Origin of the sequence: Roseovarius sp. D0-M9, from assembly GCF_037083805.1 — a bacterium.
Taxonomy (GTDB): domain Bacteria; phylum Pseudomonadota; class Alphaproteobacteria; order Rhodobacterales; family Rhodobacteraceae; genus Roseovarius.
This window is the reverse complement of sequence record NZ_JBAPKZ010000001.1, coordinates 266,590-285,990: the sequence shown is the minus strand read 5'-3', so window position 1 is coordinate 285,990 and position 19,401 is coordinate 266,590. Positions and strand designations below refer to the sequence as shown.

Here is a 19,401-nt window from a genome sequence, read left to right as displayed (position 1 = left end):
GACGGGAGCGCGCAACGTCGCGGAGCCTGCATCTTGACCGAATTGATCGTCACCAATTTCAATCGCAACTTCACCGGGGTTTCGGCCACGGCGGCGGGCGTGCTGCGCGCGCAGGCGCCGCGCTATGATCTGGCCTTGGCAGGACAGCCCCTGCCCGGTTGCCCCGCACCCGTAACGGTCGCCAAGGCCCGGCGCCTGTCGCGCCGCGCCCCTGAGGGCCGGGATTTCGTGATCTGGCATGTGCGCCGCAACACCGAAATGCGCGCTGCCCTTTGGGCGCGGGACGTGCTGCGCCTGCCGATCCGCATCGTTTTCACCTCTGCCGCGCAGCGGCGCCATTCGGCCCTGCCCCGCTGGCTGATCTCGCGCATGGATGCGGTGATCGCGACGACAGAGCGCGCCGCCGATTTCGTGCCTCATGTGCGCGCCGTCGTGCCCCACGGCGTCGATTGTGCCGCCTACCAGCCCGCACCCGACCGCGCCGCCGCCTGGGCCGCCACAGGCTATCCCGGCCAGCGCGGCATTGCCACGATCGGCCGCATCCGGCCCGAAAAGGGCACTGACCGTTTCATCGACGCCATGCTGCGCCTTCTGCCGGACCAACCGGATGTCACAGCGCTGGTTTTGGGGCGTGCGGGGCGCCGCGACCTTGCATTTTTGCAAGAACTGAAGGCGCGCGTCGCCGCCGCAAACCTGCAAGAGCGCATTATCTTTGCCGGTGAGGTGTCACCCGAGGCGCTGCCCACGCTGCTACACGGTCTGTCTATGGTGGTGCAATTGCCCGTCTATGAAGGCTATGGGATGGCCCCGCTCGAGGGGATGGCGAGCGGCGTTCCCTTCGTTGCGACCGATGCCGGATACTACCGCGATTTCAGCATGGGCGAGACGGCGGGATGGATTGTCCGCGACGCCCCCGAGGCGGCGACCGCGCTGAGCGCCCTTTTGCGCGACCCCAAGCGGCACGCGTCCATGGCGAGCGCGGCACGCGCCGCGGCCACCGCCCGCTTTAGCATCGAGGGTGAGGCCGACGGCATCGGCGCGGTCTACGACATGCTCTGGCGCAGCGAGGCCCACGCCTAGGCTGGGCAAGGCTAGATGGGCATTCGCCGCTCGACGACCTCGGCCCACCAGCTGCAGCCGGCGGGAATGATCTCATCGTTGAAATCATAATCCGAATTGTGAACGGCGGCGGTCTCACCATTACCGACGAGGATGTAGGCGCCTGGACGCTCCTCGAGCATATAGGCGAAATCCTCGCCCCCCATGACCAAAGGCGCCTCGGCGCAGTCGCCCGCGATTCCGCGCGCCACATCCGCGGCGAAATCGGTCTGATCGGGGTGATTGACCATCACCGGATAGCCCGGTCGAAACTCCAGCGCGGCGGTGCCGCCCATGGCCGCGCCCAGATGCTCGCAGATGCCGCGAATCCGCGCCTCGGCCAGATCGCGCATCGCATTGTTCAGCGTGCGCACTGTCCCCTTGAGATGGACCGAGCCGGGAATGACGTTCAGCGCCTTGGTCAACGACTCGATCGAGGTGACCGAAACCACCATCTGCTCGGTCGGATCGGCATTGCGGCTGGCGATCGTCTGCAGCATCGTGACGATATGCGCGGACATGACGATGGGGTCGACGCCTTCATGCGGCTTGGCCGCATGGCCGCCGCGCCCGGTCACCGTGATCTCGAACTCATCGGTCGAGGCAAAGAACCCGCCGGGCCGGATCGCGAACTGGCCCGCAGGCACTCCGGGCCAATTGTGCATGCCATACACTTCCTGAATGCCGAAGCGCTCCATGAGGCCATCCTTGCACATGACGTCGGCGCCGCCACCGCCCTCTTCGGCGGGCTGAAAGATGACGATCGCAGTGCCGTCAAAGTTGCGCGTCTCGGCCAGGTATTGCGCCGCGCCCAGCAGCATCGCGGTATGCCCGTCATGCCCGCAGGCGTGCATCGCGCCGGGCACCGTGCTGCCATAGGCTGCGCCCGTCGTCTCGTGGATCGGCAGCGCATCCATGTCGGCGCGCAGGCCCACCACCTTGCCCGAAGCGCTGGCCCGCCCCCGGATCACGCCGACAACGCCGGTGCGCCCCAGCCCCGTCACCACGTCGTCACAGCCGAAGTCACGCAGCTTTTGCTCGACCAGCGCGCTGGTGCGATGCGTGTCGAACATCAACTCGGGATGGGCATGGATATCGCGGCGCCATGCAGTGATGTCGGCATGGGTCTCGGCAAAGCGGTTCTTGATCGGCATGAAGTGTCTCCTTGGGCGCCGGTCTTATGCGGGCCTCGGGCGCGAAGATGAACCCCAAGGCCTTCGGCGTAAAGGGCCTAATCGCCTTGCGCGACCAATGCGCTGGCAGTGACCAATGCGTGCGTATGGGGATGCCTTGGCGCGGCCAGAATGCGCGCGGCCGGACCCTCTTCGACGATATGGCCTGCCTCCATCACCGCGATCCGGTGGGCAATGCCGCGCGCGGCGCGCAGATCATGCGTGACAAAGAGGATGGCAAGGCCGCGCCGCCTCTGCTCGGCCCGCAAAAGGGCAAGGATCGCCGCCGCCTGAACCGTGTCGAGCGCCGACAGCCCCTCGTCCACCACGAGGATATCCGGATCGAGGATCAGCGCACGGGCGATTGCCGCGCGCTGGCGTTGCCCGCCCGACACCTGATGCGGCAGGCGGTGCATCAGATCGGGCGCGAGGCCGACCTGCGCAAACACCGCTGCTAGGCGTGCATGATCGGCATCGCGCCCATAATTACGCAAAGGATCGCCCACCTGTCGCGCGAGGCTGCGGCGCGGATCGAGGGCGGTGATCGGATCCTGAAAGACCATCTGGATGCGCGCCCGCATCTGCCTCAGCGCGTCGCCGCGCAGCCCTGCGATATCCGTGCCGCCGATCCGCACCTCGCCGCGTTCGGCCCGCTCCAGCCCCAAAGCGGCGCGCGCCAGCGTCGATTTGCCACTGCCCGATGCACCGACCAAGGCCAGTGTTTCGCCCGGCGCAAGCGACAGGCTTGCCTCTTTTATTGCAGGCGCGCGCGCGCCGTAGCGCACGCTCAGCCCGTCGATGGCGAGAATCGGCGCGGGCGCGGGCGCTGCCTCCGGCGGCGAATGGGGGGAATGCACCGCCGAGATCAGCGCGCGCGTCGCGGCATGGCGCGGCGCGGCCAGCACGTTCTCTACCGCCCCCTCCTCGACAATGCGGCCCCCGTCCATCACCGCGACGCGCCCGCCGATGCGGCGCACCGCGTCCATGTCATGTGTCACCGTCAGCAGCGCCATTCCGGTCTCGCGCCGCAAATTGCCCAGCAGATCAAGGATGCCCGCCCGCAGCGGCGCATCGAGCGCGGTCGTCGGCTCGTCCGCGATCAACAGACGCGGCCCGCAGGCAAGCGCGACCGCGATACACGCCCGTTGCCGCATACCGCCCGAAAGCTGATGTGGATACGCCTCAAAGCAGCCCTCCGGGTCCGGCAGGCCCACACGCGCCAGCAAATCGAGCGCACGCTGGCGCGCCGCGCGCGGCGGTGTGCCCAAGTGCACGCGCATCCCCTCGCCCACCTGCACGCCAATGCGCATCACCGGATCGAGCGATGCGCCCGGATCCTGAAAAATCACTCCGATCTCGCGCCCCAGAAGTGCGCGCAACCTGCGCTGCGGCAGCGCCAGCAGATCCACCTGCGCACCCTGCCCCGCCCGCCAGAGGGCACGGCCCGTCACCTGCGCACCCGCCGGCGCCAGCCCGATCAGTGCCGCGATCAACGCCGATTTGCCCGCGCCCGACGCGCCGATGATGCTGAGCCCCTCGCCCGGCCCGACCGACAGGGAAGCCTGCGCGACGGCATCGAAGGGCGCACCGGGATAGCGCACCGAAAGACCGCAGATGTCCAGAAGTGGCAGGATCACGCTCCTCCTCGGGGTGACGGGATCCGCGTGCCATTTACCGGCATGTCGCGACACCTGCGTATATATCCAGCATATGCAAAGAGTTTATCATGCTTTTCAAAAATTCACGCTGGTCCCGATGTCATTCACACGCGTAACTTTGGTAAAGAGAGTTTAACATACGGAAACACCATTGCGATCGTCCTTGCCAGACTTTCGCACCCGCAAAGGAGATTTGCCATGTTCGCCCGATCCGCCGCTGCGCTGAGATGTGCCGCTCTGCTTGCAGGGCTTAGCGGCGGCGCTATGAGTGGGCAAGCCATCGCCGGGCAACATGACACCGCGGCGGATGCGCCCTTGCGCGGGCAGGATGGCATGGTGCGTGTGGTCTATTGGCAGGCACCCTCGACATTGAATCCCTACCTCTCGGGCGGCGTCAAGGATGTCGAGGCCGCCTCGCCGGTGCTGGAGCCGCTCGCGCGGCTGACGCCCGAGGGCGAGATGATTCCGTGGCTGGTCACGCAGATCCCATCGCTGGCAAATGGCGATGTCGCCGAAGACATGCAGAGCATAACGTGGCGGCTCAAACCGGGCCTCACATGGTCCGACGGCACCGATGTCACCTCGGCCGATATCGCCTTTACCCATCGCTATTGCACCGCCCCCGGCGCGGGCTGTGCGCAGGCCGACAAGTTTCGCGATGTGGCGCGGGTCGAGACGCCCGATGCGCTGACCGCCGTGCTGCATTTTACCGGGCCCAAGCCCTATCCTTATGCCGCCTTCGTCGGGCCGCAGACACCGCTCTTGCAGGCGGCGCAATTCGCCGATTGCCTCGGGGCGGACGCGGCAAGCTGCACCGAGGCGAATTTCGCCCCCATCGGCACCGGGCCTTTCAAGGTGACGGAGTTTCGGCCGAATGACGCCATCCTCTTTGAGGCGAATGATCGCTACCGGGTGCCGGGCCAGCCCGCCTTCGCCGAGATGCTGATCAAGGGCGGCGGCGACGCAAGCTCCGCTGGCCGCGCCGTGCTGGAGACGGGCGAGTTTGACTACGCATGGAACCTGCAACTGTCCCCCGACGTGCTGATGGACATGGCCGCGCAGGGCAACGGCCAGATCGTGACCGCGTTTTCGACACTGGTCGAGCGGCTGGCCTTCAACCTGCGCGAACCTCAGGCCAATCCCGACATAAGCACCGATCCCGCATCCGCGCCGCACCCCGCGCTGGCGGATGTGTCCGTGCGCCGCGCTTTGGCGCTGGCCCTTGACCGGGGTGTCATGGCCGAGATCGGCTATGGCCCCACGGGGCGGGTCGCGTGCAACATCCTGCCCGGCCCGCCGATCTATGCCTCGGACGCCAATGCGGGCTGCGAGACGCAGGACATCGACGCGGCGCGCGCGCTTCTCGATCAGGCCGGCTGGATCGACAGCGACGGCGATGGCGTGCGCGAACGCGGGGGCGAGAAGCTGTCCTTCGTGTTCCAGACCTCGACCAACGCCGTCCGGCAGGACTTTCAGGCATTGGCCAAGGAATGGTGGCGCCAGATCGGTGCCCAGACCGAGTTGCGCAGCGTCGACGCCTCGGTCTTCTTCGGCCGCGGCTCGGGCAGCCGCGACACGCTTCAGAAATTCAACGCCGATATCCAGATGTATGCGGGGGCGTCGGATGGCCCCGACCCCGAGGCGTATCTGGCCGGATGGTCCTGCGAAAATGCACCCACGGCCGAAAACGGCTGGCGCGGGAACAACGTCGGCCATTGGTGCGATCCGGCTTATGACGCGCTGTTGGAGCGTCTGTCAGGCACGAACGGCACGGCGGACCGCGCGGCACTGGCCCGCACACTGAATGACATGCTGGTGCAGCAGCATGTGGTTGTGCCGTTGATCGACCGGGGCCGCGTGTCGGCCCACGCCAATTCGCTGGGCGGCGTGCGGATCAATGCCTGGGACAGCGAGCTTTGGAACATCGCCGAATGGCACCGGCTGCCCGGTTAGAGCCGGCCCCCTAAAAGGCACGTTGCGCCACGCATTGCCAGCCGCCCGGCGCACGCCCTAGACTGGTCATTGCCCTACCCATTTCAAGGCCATGCACGCCATGCGATCCCACGTTCTCAGCCGCCTCGCCATGGCCGTGCCCACGCTCCTCGTGATCTGGGCCGTGATCTTTGCGCTGCTCGAGGTGGCGCCCGGCGATCCCATGTCGCAATTGCCCGCCACGATCCCGGCAGATGTGCGCGAGGCCATGCGCGAGGCGCTCGGCATTGGGCAATCTGCGCCGGTGCGCTTTGGCAAATGGCTCTACCAGATGCTGGTGATCGAGCCTTGCGTCGCGCTCGACGGCCTGCTCGGCACGGCGCGGACCGAAGGCCAGGCGCGCATCCTCAGCTGGCAGACGCGCGGCCCCGTCATGACGCTGATCGCGCAGCGCCTGCCCCAGACGGCGCTGGTGGTGGGCAGCGCCTATGTCTTGGGCATCTGCGCCGCAGTCATGCTCGGCGTTGCCTCGGCCCGGCGGCGGGGCGGCGCGCTCGACCGGATCGGCACGGCGGTGGCGGCCCTTGGCTTTGCGCTGCCACCCTTCTTCACGGCGGCGGTGCTGATCTACGTCTTTGCGGTCCAGCTGGGCTGGGCGCCAACAGTCTATGACACCACCCTGCGCGTCACTGACTGGGACAGCCTCGGCGCCATGCTTGGACAGATGGCGCTGCCCATCGCGGTCCTCAGCCTCCAGACCACGGCCCAGATCACCCGCTATATGCGCGCGGCCATGCTGGACACGCTGGGGCACGAGCACATCCGCGCCGCGCGCGCCAAGGGCCTGCCGGAGGCGCGCGTGATCTGGCGGCGCGCCCTGCCCAATTCGCTCATCCCGGTCGTGCCGGTCATCGCACTCGGCGCGCCGCAAATCTTTGCCGGCGCCATCATCACCGAGGCTATTTTTGGCGTGAACGGCATCGGGCAGCTGCTGATCACCTCGCTCAAGGCGACCGACCTGCCGGTGGTTCAGACGGTCACGGCCCTGATCGCGGTCTTTATCGTGCTGGCCAATCTTGGCTCGGATCTCGCGCTCAGATGGCTCGACCCCAGGCTGGGCGACGCAGAGCTGCGCAATGCATGAGCGCCGCAGCCTCATTGCGGGCGCGGCCCTTCTCGCTGCGATTGCAGGCTTTGTCCTCTTGGGCCCGCTTTTGTGGCCGGTGCCGCCCGACGCGCTGGATCTGAGCGTCCGCAATCAGGGCGCAAGCCTCGCCCATCCGCTTGGCACGGATCAACTGGGCCGCGACATGCTGGCGCAGGTGATGGCGGGCGGGCGGCTTTCGCTCATGGTCGGGCTGGCGGCGATGATGCTGTCGCTTGGCCTTGGCACGGCCATCGGCCTCTCCGCCGGACTCTCGCGGCGCCTGAACGGGCCGCTGATGCGGCTGACGGACCTTTTCCTTGCCTTGCCGCTCCTTCCGCTGCTGCTGATCGCCGCCACGCTCTTTCGCGGGCCGCTGGCGGCCCGCTTCGGCGCCGAAGCGGGGCTTTTTCTGCTCATCACCATCGCAATCGGGGCGACCATGTGGATGGCTCCGGCGCGAATCCTGCGGGGCGAAGTCGCGGCATTGAACCAGTGCGACTTCATCCGCGCCGCGCGCAGCACCGGGACACGCCTGCCGCAGCTGATCTGGCGCCATATCCTGCCGGCCATCGCCGGCCCGCTGGGTGTCTCGGCGGCGCTCGGCATCGCGTCGGCCATCCTCATGGAAAGCGCGCTCAGCTTTCTTGGCCTTGGATTTCCGCCCGACATGCCCAGCTGGGGGCGTCTGTTGCATGACGGCACCGCCCACCTTGGCAGTCATCCCACCCGCGCGCTGGCACCCGGCGCACTGATCACGGCAACGGCGCTTGCCGCTACGCTAATTGGGGATGGCTTGCGCGATCTGGCCGACCCGCATCAGCGCAGGCCGCGCCCCTGAGGCATCGCGCGGTTTTATCTTGTAAAAAAGGTGTCACCGGGCACCTTGCTGCCCGGTGCACCTCGACACTGGCGGCATGTCGGCTAAGGTGCCGCGAAAATATCCCAAAAGGAGACCTCGATGCATTACGGCGACGACCGGCCCGATACGATAAAATACAATCCGCTCAAGGCCATCATCACGCCGCGCCCGATCGGCTGGATCGGCACGCTCGATCCCGGCGGGCTGCCCAATCTTGCGCCCTATTCCTTCTTCAACGCCATCGGCTCGGACCCCGATATGGTCATGTTCTCAAGCGAGGGGGCAAAACATTCGGCAATCTACGCGCGCGAGCAAGGCGAATTCACTTTCTCGCTTGCGACCGAGGCACTGGCCAAGCAGATGAACATCTCGTCCAGCCCCGAACCCTCGGGCGTCAACGAGTTCGAGCTGGCGAACCTCGAGCAGGGCACGCCAGAGGTCATCCGCACGCCCTTTGTCGCCGCCAGCCCGGCGGCGCTGGAATGTGTCACGCTCGAAGTGCGCCAGCTGAGTGATCGGCACGGCACGCTTCTGGACCGCTACATGGTGATCGGCGAAGTCGTTCAGACGCATATCCGCGACGAATTCATCAAGGACGGGCGCTTTGACACGGTCGCGGCGCGCCCCATCGCGCGGATGGGCTACGCCGATTACACAACCGTCACGAGCGCTTGGGAGATGGGCCGCCCAAAGACATAGGCGCCAACCCTGCGGCTTGGGCCATATCGGCGCGGAAATCGTCGGTGGCGCGGGCGCGCGCCGCCTCATTCGGCTGCCGCAAGAGGTATGAAGGGTGCAGCGTCAGCAGCACGTCTCGGCCCGCCAGCCCCCGCTCGATCCGGCCGCGCCGCGCCGTGATGCGCGCGCCCGATCCGGTCAGGGCCAGCGCCGCCGTCGCGCCCATGGCGAGGATCAGATCGGGCTGCGTGCGCGCGATCTCGGCATCCAGCCACCATTTGCAGTGCGCGACCTCGCCCGCGTCCGGGCGCTGGTGGATCCGGCGGCGTCCACGCGGGATATGCTTGAAATGCTTGACGGCGTTGGTCAGATACGCCGCCTCGCGGTCCAGCCCTGCCTGCCCGGCGAGGCGCGTGAAAAGCTGTCCGGCAGGCCCGACAAAGGGCCGGCCTGCCAGATCCTCCTGATCGCCCGGCTGCTCGCCCACGATCATCAGGCGGGCATCCTCAGGCCCTTCACCGCAGACGGCTTGGGTCGCGTGGCAATGCAAAGGGCAGCGCGTGCAGGCACGAATATCGGCCTCAAGGCCGGCGCCGCCGTCTGTCCACGCAGATTTATGCGCCGCCAGCTGCGCCTGCGCGCGGGCGGCGCGGACCGGTGGCAGCGTGGGCGCGGCGGCGGCCATTGCGCGGGCACGGGCGGGTGCCCCCGCGATCATGTCGGGAATCGCGGCAGCCTCGGGCAGGTTCTTCCAGTATTTGCGCGGCATCTCGGACGTCATGGCACTGACCTTGAGCCGCGCCGGATTGAAGATGCTGCGGAAATAGGTCAGCCACAGCTCTTCGCTGGCATCTTCGGGCAAGTGCGGCGGGTCCTGCCCCGGCTCCAGCCGCACATCTGCGCCATCATAGATCGCGGTGACATCCGGCGTCACGATCCGCCAGTTCATATCGGCAAAGCGGTCCCGAAAGAAAGCTGCGTTCATCTCGAGCGTGTAATGCGTCGGCTCGAACCATGCGGCAAAGCTGCGCCGGTTCGTGCCCGGCGCCGTGATCTCGCGAAAACGGACGAAGGCGCGCATCTTGTGCCGGCAGCGATGCACTGCCTTCTCCATCTGGCGCAGCTTGGCCAGGTCCGGGTCGGCCCGGTTGGACATGAGATGCGGCGCGGCGCGCAGCCGCCACAAAAGCGCATAGAGCCGCGCGTATCGTTGCGGATCGCTGTGAAAACAGACGCTGTTTGCCAGCGCGACAAAGCTGCGCGGCACGGTGATGTCCCCCGTCGGCACCAGCGCCGAGACCTCAGTGCCGAAAAGATCCGGGGCCTCTTGCTGCCCTTCGGCGTTCCAAAGCACATCGCCGGGCGGCACGCCCGCCGCCAGAAGGCCGCGCGCCGCCTCGCGCCACGCCCCCGCCGCGCCGATCAGCGGGACGCTGACCTGCCGCATCAAAAAAGGCTCATCTGTTCTGGCGGCGGGGCAAAGCGCGCGCGCAGGTTGGCCGAATCCGTCAGCGTGCCGGGCGTCCAGCCGCCCGCAGTCACGAAGGCGCCCGCCTTCTTCATCGACGCCCCCATGCGGGTGATATCCTCGTAGCGCAGGTGGCGATAGCGCCGGGTCGTCAGGATCCGGTTCACCGTCTTGACGCCAAATCCCGGCACCCGCAGCAGCAATTCGCGGCTGGCGCGGTTGACGTCCAGCGGGAACAGGCCCCGGTGTTGCAGCGCCCATGCCAGCTTGGGGTCGATCTCGAGGTCCAGATTGCCATCCGGCGTCACCGATGTGATTTCATCCACCTCAAAGCCGTAAAAGCGCAGCAGCCAGTCAGCCTGATAGAGGCGATGCTCGCGCTGAAGCGGCGGGCTAATCAGGGGCAGCTTGGCCGAGGAATCGGGAATGGGCGAGAAGGCGGAATAGTAGACGCGCCGCAGCCCATAGCCGGAATAAAGCCGGGTGGATTGACCCAGAATGGTCGCATCGGTCGATGCATCCGCGCCGATGATGACTTGGGTCGATTGCCCGGCCGGGGCAAATTTTGGCGGGCGCTTGCCCGTGTGGCTTTGGTCTTTGGCCAGCTCGCGGCGCTGGCGCACATCGGCCATGGCACGGCGGATCTGGCTAGGGTTTTTCTCGGGTGCGTAGGTCTGCACGGCGGCGTCGGTTGGCAATTCCACGTTTATCGACAGGCGGTCCGAGAGCAGCCCCGCCTCGGCGATCAATTCGGGGGCGGCGTCCGGGATGGTCTTGAGGTGGATATATCCCTTGAAATGCTCCTCATGGCGCAGCTTGCGCGCGATCTGAACCATGTCCGACATCGTCGCATCCGGCGAGCGGATCACACCAGACGACAGGAACAGCCCCTCGATGTAGTTGCGGCGATAGAACTCGATGGTCAGCTTGACGACCTCGTCCACGGAAAATCGCGCGCGCGGCACGTTGGAGGACACGCGGTTGATACAATAGCTACAATCGTAGATGCAGAAATTGGTCATCAGGATCTTCAGCAGGCTGATGCAGCGCCCGTCCGGCGCGTAGCTGTGGCAGATCCCGCTGCCGGTATTCGACCCCAGACCGCCCGCGCGCGCATTGCGTTTGGTGCCGCCCGACGACGCGCAAGAGGCGTCGTATTTGGCGGCATCGCTTAGGATCGCGAGTTTTTCATCCAGGGTTTGGCGAGTCATATGTTCTTTATATGTTCTCGCACCCCGTCAGGCAATGGTGGTGCGTCGATACGCGCGGGGCGGTGCTGGATCCGGCACAAAAAAAGAGCGGACCCGAAGGCCCGCTCTGATACTCGTTAACCAATTTCTGTAGTTCAGGCCGTCCGCGCCGCGGCGATCGATTCCTCTAGTATGTCCATCGCCTCGGCAAAGATCTCGTCCTGGATGGTGATCGGCGCAAGGAAGCGGATCACGTTACCATAGACACCGCAGGTCAGCAGGATCAACCCGCGCTTGAGCGCCTCCATACGGATGCGGTTGGTCATGTCGGGGTTGGGAGCGCTGCCATCGGGCAGGTTGAACTCGGCCGCGACCATGAAGCCGGGGCCGCGCACATCCACCATTTCGGGTGTCGTCGAGCGGATGGATTCGAGCCGCTGCTTGAGACGCGAGCCAAGCTCGTTCGCGCGGTTGCAGAGGTCTTCCTCTTCGATCACGTCCAGCACGGCGTTGGATGCCGCGATGCCCAGCGGGTTACCGCCATAGGTGCCGCCCAGACCGCCGGGATGCGCCGCATCCATGATTTCGGCGCGGCCCGTCAGCGCAGCCAGCGGCAGGCCGCCAGCCAGACCCTTGGCCATCGTGGTGATGTCGGCGGCCACGTCATAGCCTTCCATCGCAAAGAGATTGCCGGTGCGCGCAAAGCCTGTCTGCACCTCATCCGCAATCATCACGATACCATGCTCATCGCAGAGTGCGCGAATACCGCGCATCAGCTCGGCGGGCGCGGGATAGAAGCCGCCCTCGCCCTGCACCGGCTCGATGATGATTGCCGCGACGCGTTCGGGGTCGAGGTCGGCCTTGAAGAGCTTGTGCATCGACGCCATCGCATCCTCGGTCGACACGCCATGCAGGTCGATCGGGAACGGGACGTGGTAAACGTCCGGCATCATCGCGCCAAAGCCCTTCTTGTAGGGTGCGACCTTGCCCGTCATCGACATGGTCATGAACGTGCGGCCATGAAACGCGCCGCCAAAGGCGATGACCGCCGAGCGACCAGTATGGATGCGCGCAACCTTGATCGCGTTCTCGACTGCCTCGGCGCCAGTGGTGACGAAAACGGTCTTTTTCTCGAAATCGCCCGGCACCTTGTCATTCAGGCGTTCGGCCAGCCGGATATAGTTCTCGTAGGGCAGCACTTGGTGGCAGGTGTGGGTGAACTTGGCCACCTGATCGGACACGGCCTGCATCACCTTGGGGTGGCAATGGCCGGTGTTGACCACCGCAATCCCGGCGGCAAAGTCGATGTAACGATTGCCCTCGACGTCCCAGACTTCGGAGTTCTTGGCATGATCCGCATAGACTTGGGTCATCATGCCCACGCCTTGCGAAATGGCGCCGGTGCGGCGTTCAGCGATCTCGGCGTTCAACATGACGCATCCTTTCGAGAAAATGGTTCGGCTTTGGAAAAACCGTGGTTAGGCCCGGCGCGGATTCGCGCGCTCGGGTGATGGTCCCGTCTGTACGCCCTTTCATCACCGCTCAAAAGTCTGTTTCTTGTGCGGGGCAACCCGTTGATTTAATTATGACGGAAATGTAACTGTTCAGGATTGATGATATGCCCGACACCGAAGGTGATCTGGAATTGGGGCCTCGCCTCAAGGCAGTGCGCATGCAGGCGGGCCTGTCACAGCGCGCCCTGGCCAAGAAAACCGGGGTTCCCAACTCCACAATTTCGCTGATCGAGGCGGGCAAGATGAACCCGTCTGTCTCGGCCCTGAAACGCATCCTCGAGGGCATTCCCATAGCCTTGTCGGAGTTCTTTGCCTTTCAGCCAGAGGCCGAGCGCAAGGTGTTCTACGCCGCCGAAGAACTGACCGAGATCGGCAAGAACGGCGTTTCCCTGCGCCAGATCGGCGGCACGCTCTATGGCCGGGCGATGATGATTCTGGCCGAGACCTACGAGATTGGCGCCGACACGGGCCGCACCATGATCGGCCACGAGGCAGAAGAGGGCGGCATCGTCGTGCGCGGGCGCATCGAAGTCACGGTGGGCGATCAGCGCAAGGTGCTCGGCCCAGGCGATGCGTATTACTTCGACAGCCGCAATCCCCACCGCTTTCGCCAGGTCGGCCCGGAGCCTTGCGAGATCATCAGCGCCTGCACCCCGCCCACTTTCTGAGCGCGACAAAAAAAGGCGGGCACACCGGCCCGCCCTCGGATTTTTGCCGTGACATCTGCTGTTCAGAACGGATCGTCGATGCGCATCACAACCGTCATCGTGCCGCGCACCGGCTGCCCGAATTGCAGGCGGACCCAACTGCTGCTTGGCCCCTGCTTGGCCTCGTAATAGGGCGCGACATGCACGATGGCGCCGCTGGAGTTGCGCAGCGGCCCGGCGGGAATGGCCGACGTCACCGTCTGGGCAAATGCGCCGAAAGGCAGGCTGCTGCTTGCGTCGATCGTCCAGGTCTCGGTGGGCGAGGATTGCTGGTGTTCGACCAGAAGCGGGCTGGATACCGGATTGAAGATATTGCCGTAAGTATTGTCTTCAAAAGAGACGTTCTTGATCCGGTTATAGTCGAGGTCGGCAAAGGTGGTGTCGATCCGCTCGATACGGTCGATAGGATCATCGATGATGCGGAACGAATTGCCGCTGACATTGATCCCGTTCAGGAAATGCCCCGCACCATGCGGCTTGACCACGAAGAAGTTGAACCAGGGCGCCACGTTGCCGGCCAAGAACACGTTGTCGACCATGTTGAGGGCGCTGAATGAGAACTCGCTGGCAAATTCAGGCGCTGCGTCATGCTCGTTGGTCCACTCGACAAAGCAATTGTCGACATAGTTGGAGTTGATCGTCGTGCGGCAATTCGTGCGCGTCAGGATCAGACCCGCCGTGCGCGTGCCGTCATTGGACTCGTCACCCTGAAACCAGTGGTTGCCCGAGACGATGTTGCTGGACCCGGCCAGCAGCGCGAAGTGACGAAAACGCACCACACGGTTGTCGCGCAGCTTGACGTCGTTGGCATTGGCGTTGATCGCGATGGCCTTGCGGTCGACGACCAGTTGGTCGCCCTCATCCGACAGGAACTGGCAGCGATCCACGATCATGCCCTGATCGCCGACCGACGGGCTCGAGATGCCGGGATCCTTGGGGCGTGTGAAGAAACAGTCGCGAAAGTGAAATCCGGTGCCCGCACGCGGCAACATCACGCAACTGCAATCACCGCCGGCCTGAAATTCGATGTTCGAAAGGGAAAACTTGCTCAATTTTTCAAATCCGCTGAAATCCAGCATGTATTTGAACCGGCGAAAGGTGAACGTCTGAGTCCCCGCCGCGTCAAAGAGTTGCTGGCTCAAGCTCACCTCCTGCGCGGGGATATCTACCGCCGACACATAGACTTCGCGGCCCACGCCGCTGCCTTCGACCACTGCGCCCACGGGTATATTGGCCACATTGACGACGCCCGTCAGGCGCAGGCTGTTGGTCGGCGAATAGGTGGCGCGCGAGGTGACCACCTCGTCCTCCCAAGCCGCCCGATCCAGAGCCGAGAACTGTCCGTTCTTGATAAGGCGGCGCTGCGAATAGTTCGTCTTGTCAGGCACGGCGGCGGCCATGTCGATGGGCCCGGTCAACGAGATGATGCGACCCTGCATATCCAGCGACACGTGGTCCGCATTGTTCAAAAGCGCTTGGAATGCCTTGCGAAAGCCCTCCTCCTCATCGCCAAAGGCGTCGATGTAGGTAGGCAGGTTGTAGTTGCGCGTCAGTGACAGGATGTGCTCGCGCGCCATGACGACCGTGCCATCGAAGCGGACCGAGGACTGCATCGTGACGCTATCACCCAGACGGTATGTGCCATCAGGCACCAAGACATCACGCCCGTCCGCCGCCGCATCCGCCGCCTCGAAGGCTGCGGCATCATCCTGCACCCCGTCGCCGATGGCGCCATAGTCACGCACATCCACGATATCGATCAGATCGCGCATAAAGACGCGCGTGATGTCCTCGATCACCAGATCGTCGATGCGCACAATGCCACCGTTGCCCCCCGTCAGGTCCAGACCGAAGTGGCCGTATGTGGCGCCGGGGCCCCAGACCATATCGACACCGGGCCGCTGGCCGATACCCACGATTGCGCTGATCTCGACCACCTCGCCGTAGCGCGTCAATGTCACTTGCGGGCCGGTCCCTGCCACACCGGCCACCGCGCCGCCAACCGGCAGCCCCGCGCGGCCCGCGATGCGCACCGTGGGCAGGTTCCCCGAAATCGCCTTGATGCGCGCCGTCACGCGCAGGTAACAGCCCGGCAGGATCGGCGTCTGGCCCATGTAGCGCAGGCGCTGCACGGACTGCGCCTTCAGCAGCTCCAACGCGCCGCCAAAATCCTGATCGGCAGGCACAAAGGCCGCATTTGGCGCATTCAGGTAGGTATCAGACCCCGGAGTGCCATCGCCGCTGGACCAGACATCCAAGCCCTCTGCAAAGCTGGGCGGCATGAAGATAATCCCGTCGGTTACTGCCTTGTTCATCTTGTTTCCCTTTCGCATCCGGCGCGCCCGGCGGGCGGCGGACATCTCTATTGAGGCCAGACCGGGAAGCGCCCGGTTGGCTGAGGGACTTAAAGAGGGAAGGTTAACGCGTGCTGGCAGCACCGTAACGGTGGGGGGTGCAAGGCGCGGTGTCAGGCCGTCCCGGCTGGCGCGCGGCGGATATTCACGCCGTTGATTTTCCAACCGTCGTCGCCTTCTTGCATCTGGTATTCCAGAATATGCAGCGCTCCGTCCAGATCGCGCACGAGAACATCCTGATAGAGCCGCCCGCCCCGCGTCTCGAGTGCCAGAAAGCGCAAGTTATCCGGCCGCCAGACCATCGGATAGCCGCCCTTGACCATGGCGCCAAAATTTTGCGCATTGCCGAACATTCCCTGAATCGTCGGGCTGGCATAGGTGAAGGCCGTGTCGAAATCATCCGCTTCGAAGGCTTCGATCTGCGCCTCTATGACGGCCCGGATCGGCTCTTCCTGCGCGATGCCGGCGCTTGGCAGGCTGAGGGCGGCGGCAGCGCAAAGCGCCAAGATGAAATGTCTCATGTTCATGTCTCCCTGATGGGAAACATATCCCGCACGCCCCTCATGGCAAATGACAAGACCGTCAAGACCGGCTCAGGCCCAGTTCAGGCGTGCCCCGCCAGCCTCTGCAATTGCAACCAAAGCGCATCCGGCACATCGACGCGCGTCGCCTCGACGCGCCCTTGGCCGGGCATCCGCGCGCCCTCATTGGCCGCAACGCCTTCGGCCACTCGCGCCAGCCGCGCGGCGAAATGATCGGACAGGCCGGGATCAATCAGCAGGTAGAACTGGCCCAGATCGTGCGGCGCGCCCTCGGGGGCCTTCAATGGCGCCACATCCTGGCTGGCAAGGCCGCCAGTCAGACCTGCGGCGAGGATCTCGGCCATCAGGCCAAAGCCCCAGCCCTTGTAGCCGCCCATGCTCACCAGCGATCCGGCCAGCGCCGCCTCGGGGTCTGTCGTGGGGCGGCCATCCTTGTCGACGGCCCAGCCCTCGGGAATTGCCTCGCCCGCCGCCTTGGCCATCGTGATCTTGCCCAAAGCGACAGTGGTCGTCGATTGATCAAACTGCATGGCGATGCCGCCCTGCCCGTCGGGCACAGAAAACGCGATCGGATTGGTGCCGATGACGCGGGTGCTGCCGCCCGGCGGCGCAACAATGGGCGTCGCATTCGTCAGGCCCAGCCCGATCAACCCGGCGCGCGCAATCTGCCCGGTAAAATAGCCCAGAGAGGTGCAGGTATGCGCATGGCAGACCGCCAATGAGGCCGTGCCATTCTCGCGCGTGGCGGCAATCGCCTCGGGCAGCGCCCGCTGAAACGCGGCCTGCGCAAAGCCGAACTTGGCATCCACCCGCACCGAGCCGGGACGCGGGCGCGTCACCTCTGGCTGGGCGGCTCCCTTGACCCGGCCGCTTCCCAATTGCAGGCAGTAGCTTTCGAGATAATAGAGTCCGCAGATCCGGTTGCCCGTGGCCTCCGCCTCGCGAATGGCGTCAGCCACGCTGGCGGCGATCCATTCCTCGGCCCCATGGCGCATCAGCGCGGCTTTGGACAGCGCTTCGATTTCAGCGGTTTCGATGACAGGCATTGCGGCGGCTCCTTGCAGGTTTGTGGCCTTTTGCGCTTCGGGAAGGCCCCGCGTCAATCACCCCGCGACGAGGTGCCCCTGATCCAGCTTGACCACCCGGTCCATGCGCGCCGCCAGCTCGAGGTTATGGGTCGCGATCAACGCCGACAATCCGGTATCGCGCACCAGCCCCACCAGCGTGGCAAAGACCTGATCGGCGGTGGCCGGGTCCAGATTGCCCGTGGGCTCGTCGGCCAGCAAAAGACGCGGCTGGTTCGCCAGCGCCCGGCAAAACGCAACGCGCTGCTGCTCGCCGCCCGACATCGCCGATGGACGGTGGCCCGCACGCGGACCGACACCGACATGATCCAAGAGCTCCTGCGCCCGCGCGTTCGCCTTGGCGCGCGACACGCCCTCGGCAAGCTGCGGCAGCACGATATTCTCCAGCGCCGTGAACTCCGGCAGCAGGTGGTGGAACTGGTAGACGAACCCGACATCGCGCCGACGCGCGATGGTGCGACGCCGGTCGCCAAGGCCCGTCATCACCTCGCCCCCGATCGACACCTCGCCTGCGTCGGCGGTATCCAGCAGCCCCGCGATATGCAGCAGCGTCGACTTGCCTGCGCCCGAAGGCGCCACCAGCGCAACAATCTCGCCCCGCGCAATCTCCAGATCCGCGCCGCGCAGCACCGCGATCTCGGCCTCCTTGCCGCGATTATAGAATTTTTCAATGCCATTCAGGCGCAGCACGGGATCACTCATAGCGCAGCGCCTCCACGGGGTTCATCCGCGCGGCCCGGCGCGCAGGAAAGATCGTCACGATGAACGACAGCGTCAGCGACAGGGCCACCGCCGACATCACATCCGCAAATTGCAGCTTGGCGGGCAGGTAATAGATGCCCCGCACGGATGGATCCCAGATCTCGCCCCCCATCGCCCAACTCACGAAGGCGAAAAGCGGGTCGATGTAGAGGGCAAAAAGGCAGCCCAGGATAACGCCCATCGCCGTTCCGATGATCCCGGTGAAGGCGCCGCAAATGAAAAAGATGCGCAGCACCGCGCCTTCGGTCAGGCCCATTGTGCGCAGGATGCCGATATCGCGGCCTTTGTTTTTCACCAACATGATCAGGCCGCTGGTGATGTTCATCGCCGCGATCAAGACAAGGATCGACAAGATGATGAACATCACGTTGTCCTCCACCTCCAGCGCCCGCAAAAACCCGCCGGACTGATCCTGCCATGTCCATAGGAGCGCACTCGAACCCGCAGCCTGCATCAGCGGCACTGACAGCTCGCCGACCTCCTCGGGTTCACTTACCATGACCTCCAGTTCGTCCGCCGCGCCTTCGCGGTTGAAAAACGACTGCGCCTCCTCAAAGGGCATATAGACCCGTGTGCGGTCGATGTCCCAGCGCCCGGCAGTAAAGATATAGGCCACATCATAGGCATTCACGCGCGGCGTTGTGCCAAAGGCGGTCTTGACCCCGCCGGGCGAAATGATCTTGACCCGGTCGCCCACACCGACACCCAGCTCGCGCGCCACGCCCGAGCCTATGGCAATTCCCGACCCGAACTGCTCGATATCACCCTGCCCGGTCTCGGGGTCAGCGACGCGCGGAATGCCCTTGAGATCCTCCAGCGAGATGCCGAACACCTCGACGCCTGCATTGCGGTCGCGCGCATTGGCCATCACCTGCCCCTTGATGAGGGGCGCCACGCGCGTCACGCCCGGCACGGCACGCACGCGCTCGGCCATGGCCGGATAGTCTTCGATCATGCGGTCGATACGGCCTGTGGCAGAATCCACCTCTCCGGCCTCATAGACAGTGACATGCGCGTTGGAGCCGAGGATCGTATCCACGAATTCCGCACGAAACCCCGCTCTTACGGCCAAGGTTGCAATCAGCGCCAGCACCGCAAGCGTGATCCCGATCAGCGAGATCCACGTCATCACACTGACGCCGCCCTCGGCGCGCTTGGCGCGCAGATACCGCCAGGCGATCATCCATTCAAAGGGGGCGAAGGGGGCCGATTTGCCTGCCACTAGTGAAAACCTC

At 65.0% G+C, this 19,401-nt stretch carries 16 protein-coding genes; 6 read left to right on the top strand and 10 right to left on the bottom strand.

Going from position 1 to position 19,401, the window contains the following annotated elements; all coding sequences use genetic code 11:
• The first annotated feature begins 33 nt into the window (after window positions 1–33).
• Entirely contained in the window at window positions 34–1,080 is a 1,047-nt protein-coding gene (locus tag V8352_RS01425; protein WP_336422458.1) for a glycosyltransferase family 4 protein, read from the top strand.
• A gap of 11 nt (window positions 1,081–1,091) precedes the next feature.
• On the opposite strand, the gene V8352_RS01420 is transcribed toward V8352_RS01425, so the two are convergent.
• Entirely contained in the window at window positions 1,092–2,252 is a 1,161-nt protein-coding gene (locus V8352_RS01420; RefSeq protein ID WP_336422457.1) for a M20 aminoacylase family protein, read from the bottom strand.
• 77 nt (window positions 2,253–2,329) lie between these two features.
• The gene (gene nikE / locus V8352_RS01415) at window positions 2,330–3,907 is read right to left on the bottom strand and encodes an ABC transporter ATP-binding protein (RefSeq protein ID WP_336422456.1); all 1,578 of its coding nucleotides are present in this window, start codon (window positions 3,905–3,907) and stop codon (window positions 2,330–2,332) included.
• A gap of 219 nt (window positions 3,908–4,126) precedes the next feature.
• Here nikE and V8352_RS01410 point away from each other — a divergent pair, with 219 nt between their 5' ends.
• The 4 genes from V8352_RS01410 (at window position 4,127) to V8352_RS01395 (ending at window position 8,565) form a co-directional block, all read left to right on the top strand.
• On the top strand, window positions 4,127–5,881 hold the full coding sequence (locus V8352_RS01410; protein WP_336422455.1) for a peptide ABC transporter substrate-binding protein: 1,755 nt from the start codon (window positions 4,127–4,129) through the stop codon (window positions 5,879–5,881).
• Between the two features lie 100 nt (window positions 5,882–5,981).
• Window positions 5,982–7,004 carry an ABC transporter permease gene (locus V8352_RS01405; RefSeq protein ID WP_336422454.1) on the top strand — a complete coding sequence of 341 codons (1,023 nt, stop codon included), beginning with the start codon at window positions 5,982–5,984 and terminating at the stop codon, window positions 7,002–7,004.
• On the top strand, window positions 6,997–7,845 hold the full coding sequence (locus tag V8352_RS01400) for an ABC transporter permease (protein WP_336422453.1): 849 nt from the start codon (window positions 6,997–6,999) through the stop codon (window positions 7,843–7,845). The genes V8352_RS01405 and V8352_RS01400 overlap by 8 nt, the downstream gene beginning before the upstream one ends.
• Window positions 7,846–7,965: 120 nt before the next feature.
• Window positions 7,966–8,565: a flavin reductase family protein gene (locus V8352_RS01395; RefSeq protein WP_336422452.1), complete on the top strand. Its 600-nt coding sequence runs from the start codon at window positions 7,966–7,968 to the stop codon at window positions 8,563–8,565.
• Here the strand turns inward: V8352_RS01395 and V8352_RS01390 are convergent.
• From V8352_RS01390 to V8352_RS01380, 3 genes are all read right to left on the bottom strand, one after another.
• A complete protein-coding gene (locus V8352_RS01390; RefSeq protein WP_336422451.1) occupies window positions 8,528–9,991 on the bottom strand; it encodes a UdgX family uracil-DNA binding protein in 1,464 nt (487 codons plus the stop codon). The genes V8352_RS01395 and V8352_RS01390 overlap by 38 nt on opposite strands.
• On the bottom strand, window positions 9,991–11,223 hold the full coding sequence (locus tag V8352_RS01385; RefSeq protein ID WP_336422450.1) for a putative DNA modification/repair radical SAM protein: 1,233 nt from the start codon (window positions 11,221–11,223) through the stop codon (window positions 9,991–9,993). The genes V8352_RS01390 and V8352_RS01385 overlap by 1 nt, the downstream gene beginning before the upstream one ends.
• Window positions 11,224–11,357: 134 nt before the next feature.
• Complete coding sequence (locus V8352_RS01380) at window positions 11,358–12,635, bottom strand: 4-aminobutyrate--2-oxoglutarate transaminase (RefSeq protein WP_336422449.1); 1,278 nt, start codon at window positions 12,633–12,635, stop codon at window positions 11,358–11,360.
• 185 nt (window positions 12,636–12,820) lie between these two features.
• Here V8352_RS01380 and V8352_RS01375 point away from each other — a divergent pair, with 185 nt between their 5' ends.
• A complete protein-coding gene (locus V8352_RS01375; RefSeq protein WP_336422448.1) occupies window positions 12,821–13,384 on the top strand; it encodes a cupin domain-containing protein in 564 nt (187 codons plus the stop codon).
• Between the two features lie 62 nt (window positions 13,385–13,446).
• Here V8352_RS01375 and V8352_RS01370 read toward each other — a convergent pair whose 3' ends face one another.
• From V8352_RS01370 to V8352_RS01350, 5 genes are all read right to left on the bottom strand, one after another.
• A complete protein-coding gene (locus V8352_RS01370) occupies window positions 13,447–15,738 on the bottom strand; it encodes a glycosyl hydrolase family 28-related protein (protein ID WP_336422447.1) in 2,292 nt (763 codons plus the stop codon).
• 152 nt (window positions 15,739–15,890) lie between these two features.
• Window positions 15,891–16,298: a DUF4864 domain-containing protein gene (locus V8352_RS01365; protein ID WP_336422446.1), complete on the bottom strand. Its 408-nt coding sequence runs from the start codon at window positions 16,296–16,298 to the stop codon at window positions 15,891–15,893.
• Window positions 16,299–16,381: 83 nt separating this feature from the next.
• Entirely contained in the window at window positions 16,382–17,365 is a 984-nt protein-coding gene (locus V8352_RS01360) for an Ldh family oxidoreductase (protein ID WP_336422445.1), read from the bottom strand.
• A 57-nt stretch (window positions 17,366–17,422) separates the two neighbouring features.
• A complete protein-coding gene (locus tag V8352_RS01355; RefSeq protein ID WP_336422444.1) occupies window positions 17,423–18,106 on the bottom strand; it encodes an ABC transporter ATP-binding protein in 684 nt (227 codons plus the stop codon).
• Window positions 18,099–19,388, bottom strand: a complete 1,290-nt coding sequence (locus tag V8352_RS01350) for a lipoprotein-releasing ABC transporter permease subunit (protein ID WP_442970925.1) — start codon at window positions 19,386–19,388, stop codon at window positions 18,099–18,101. The genes V8352_RS01355 and V8352_RS01350 overlap by 8 nt, the downstream gene beginning before the upstream one ends.
• Window positions 19,389–19,401: the final 13 nt, after the last annotated feature.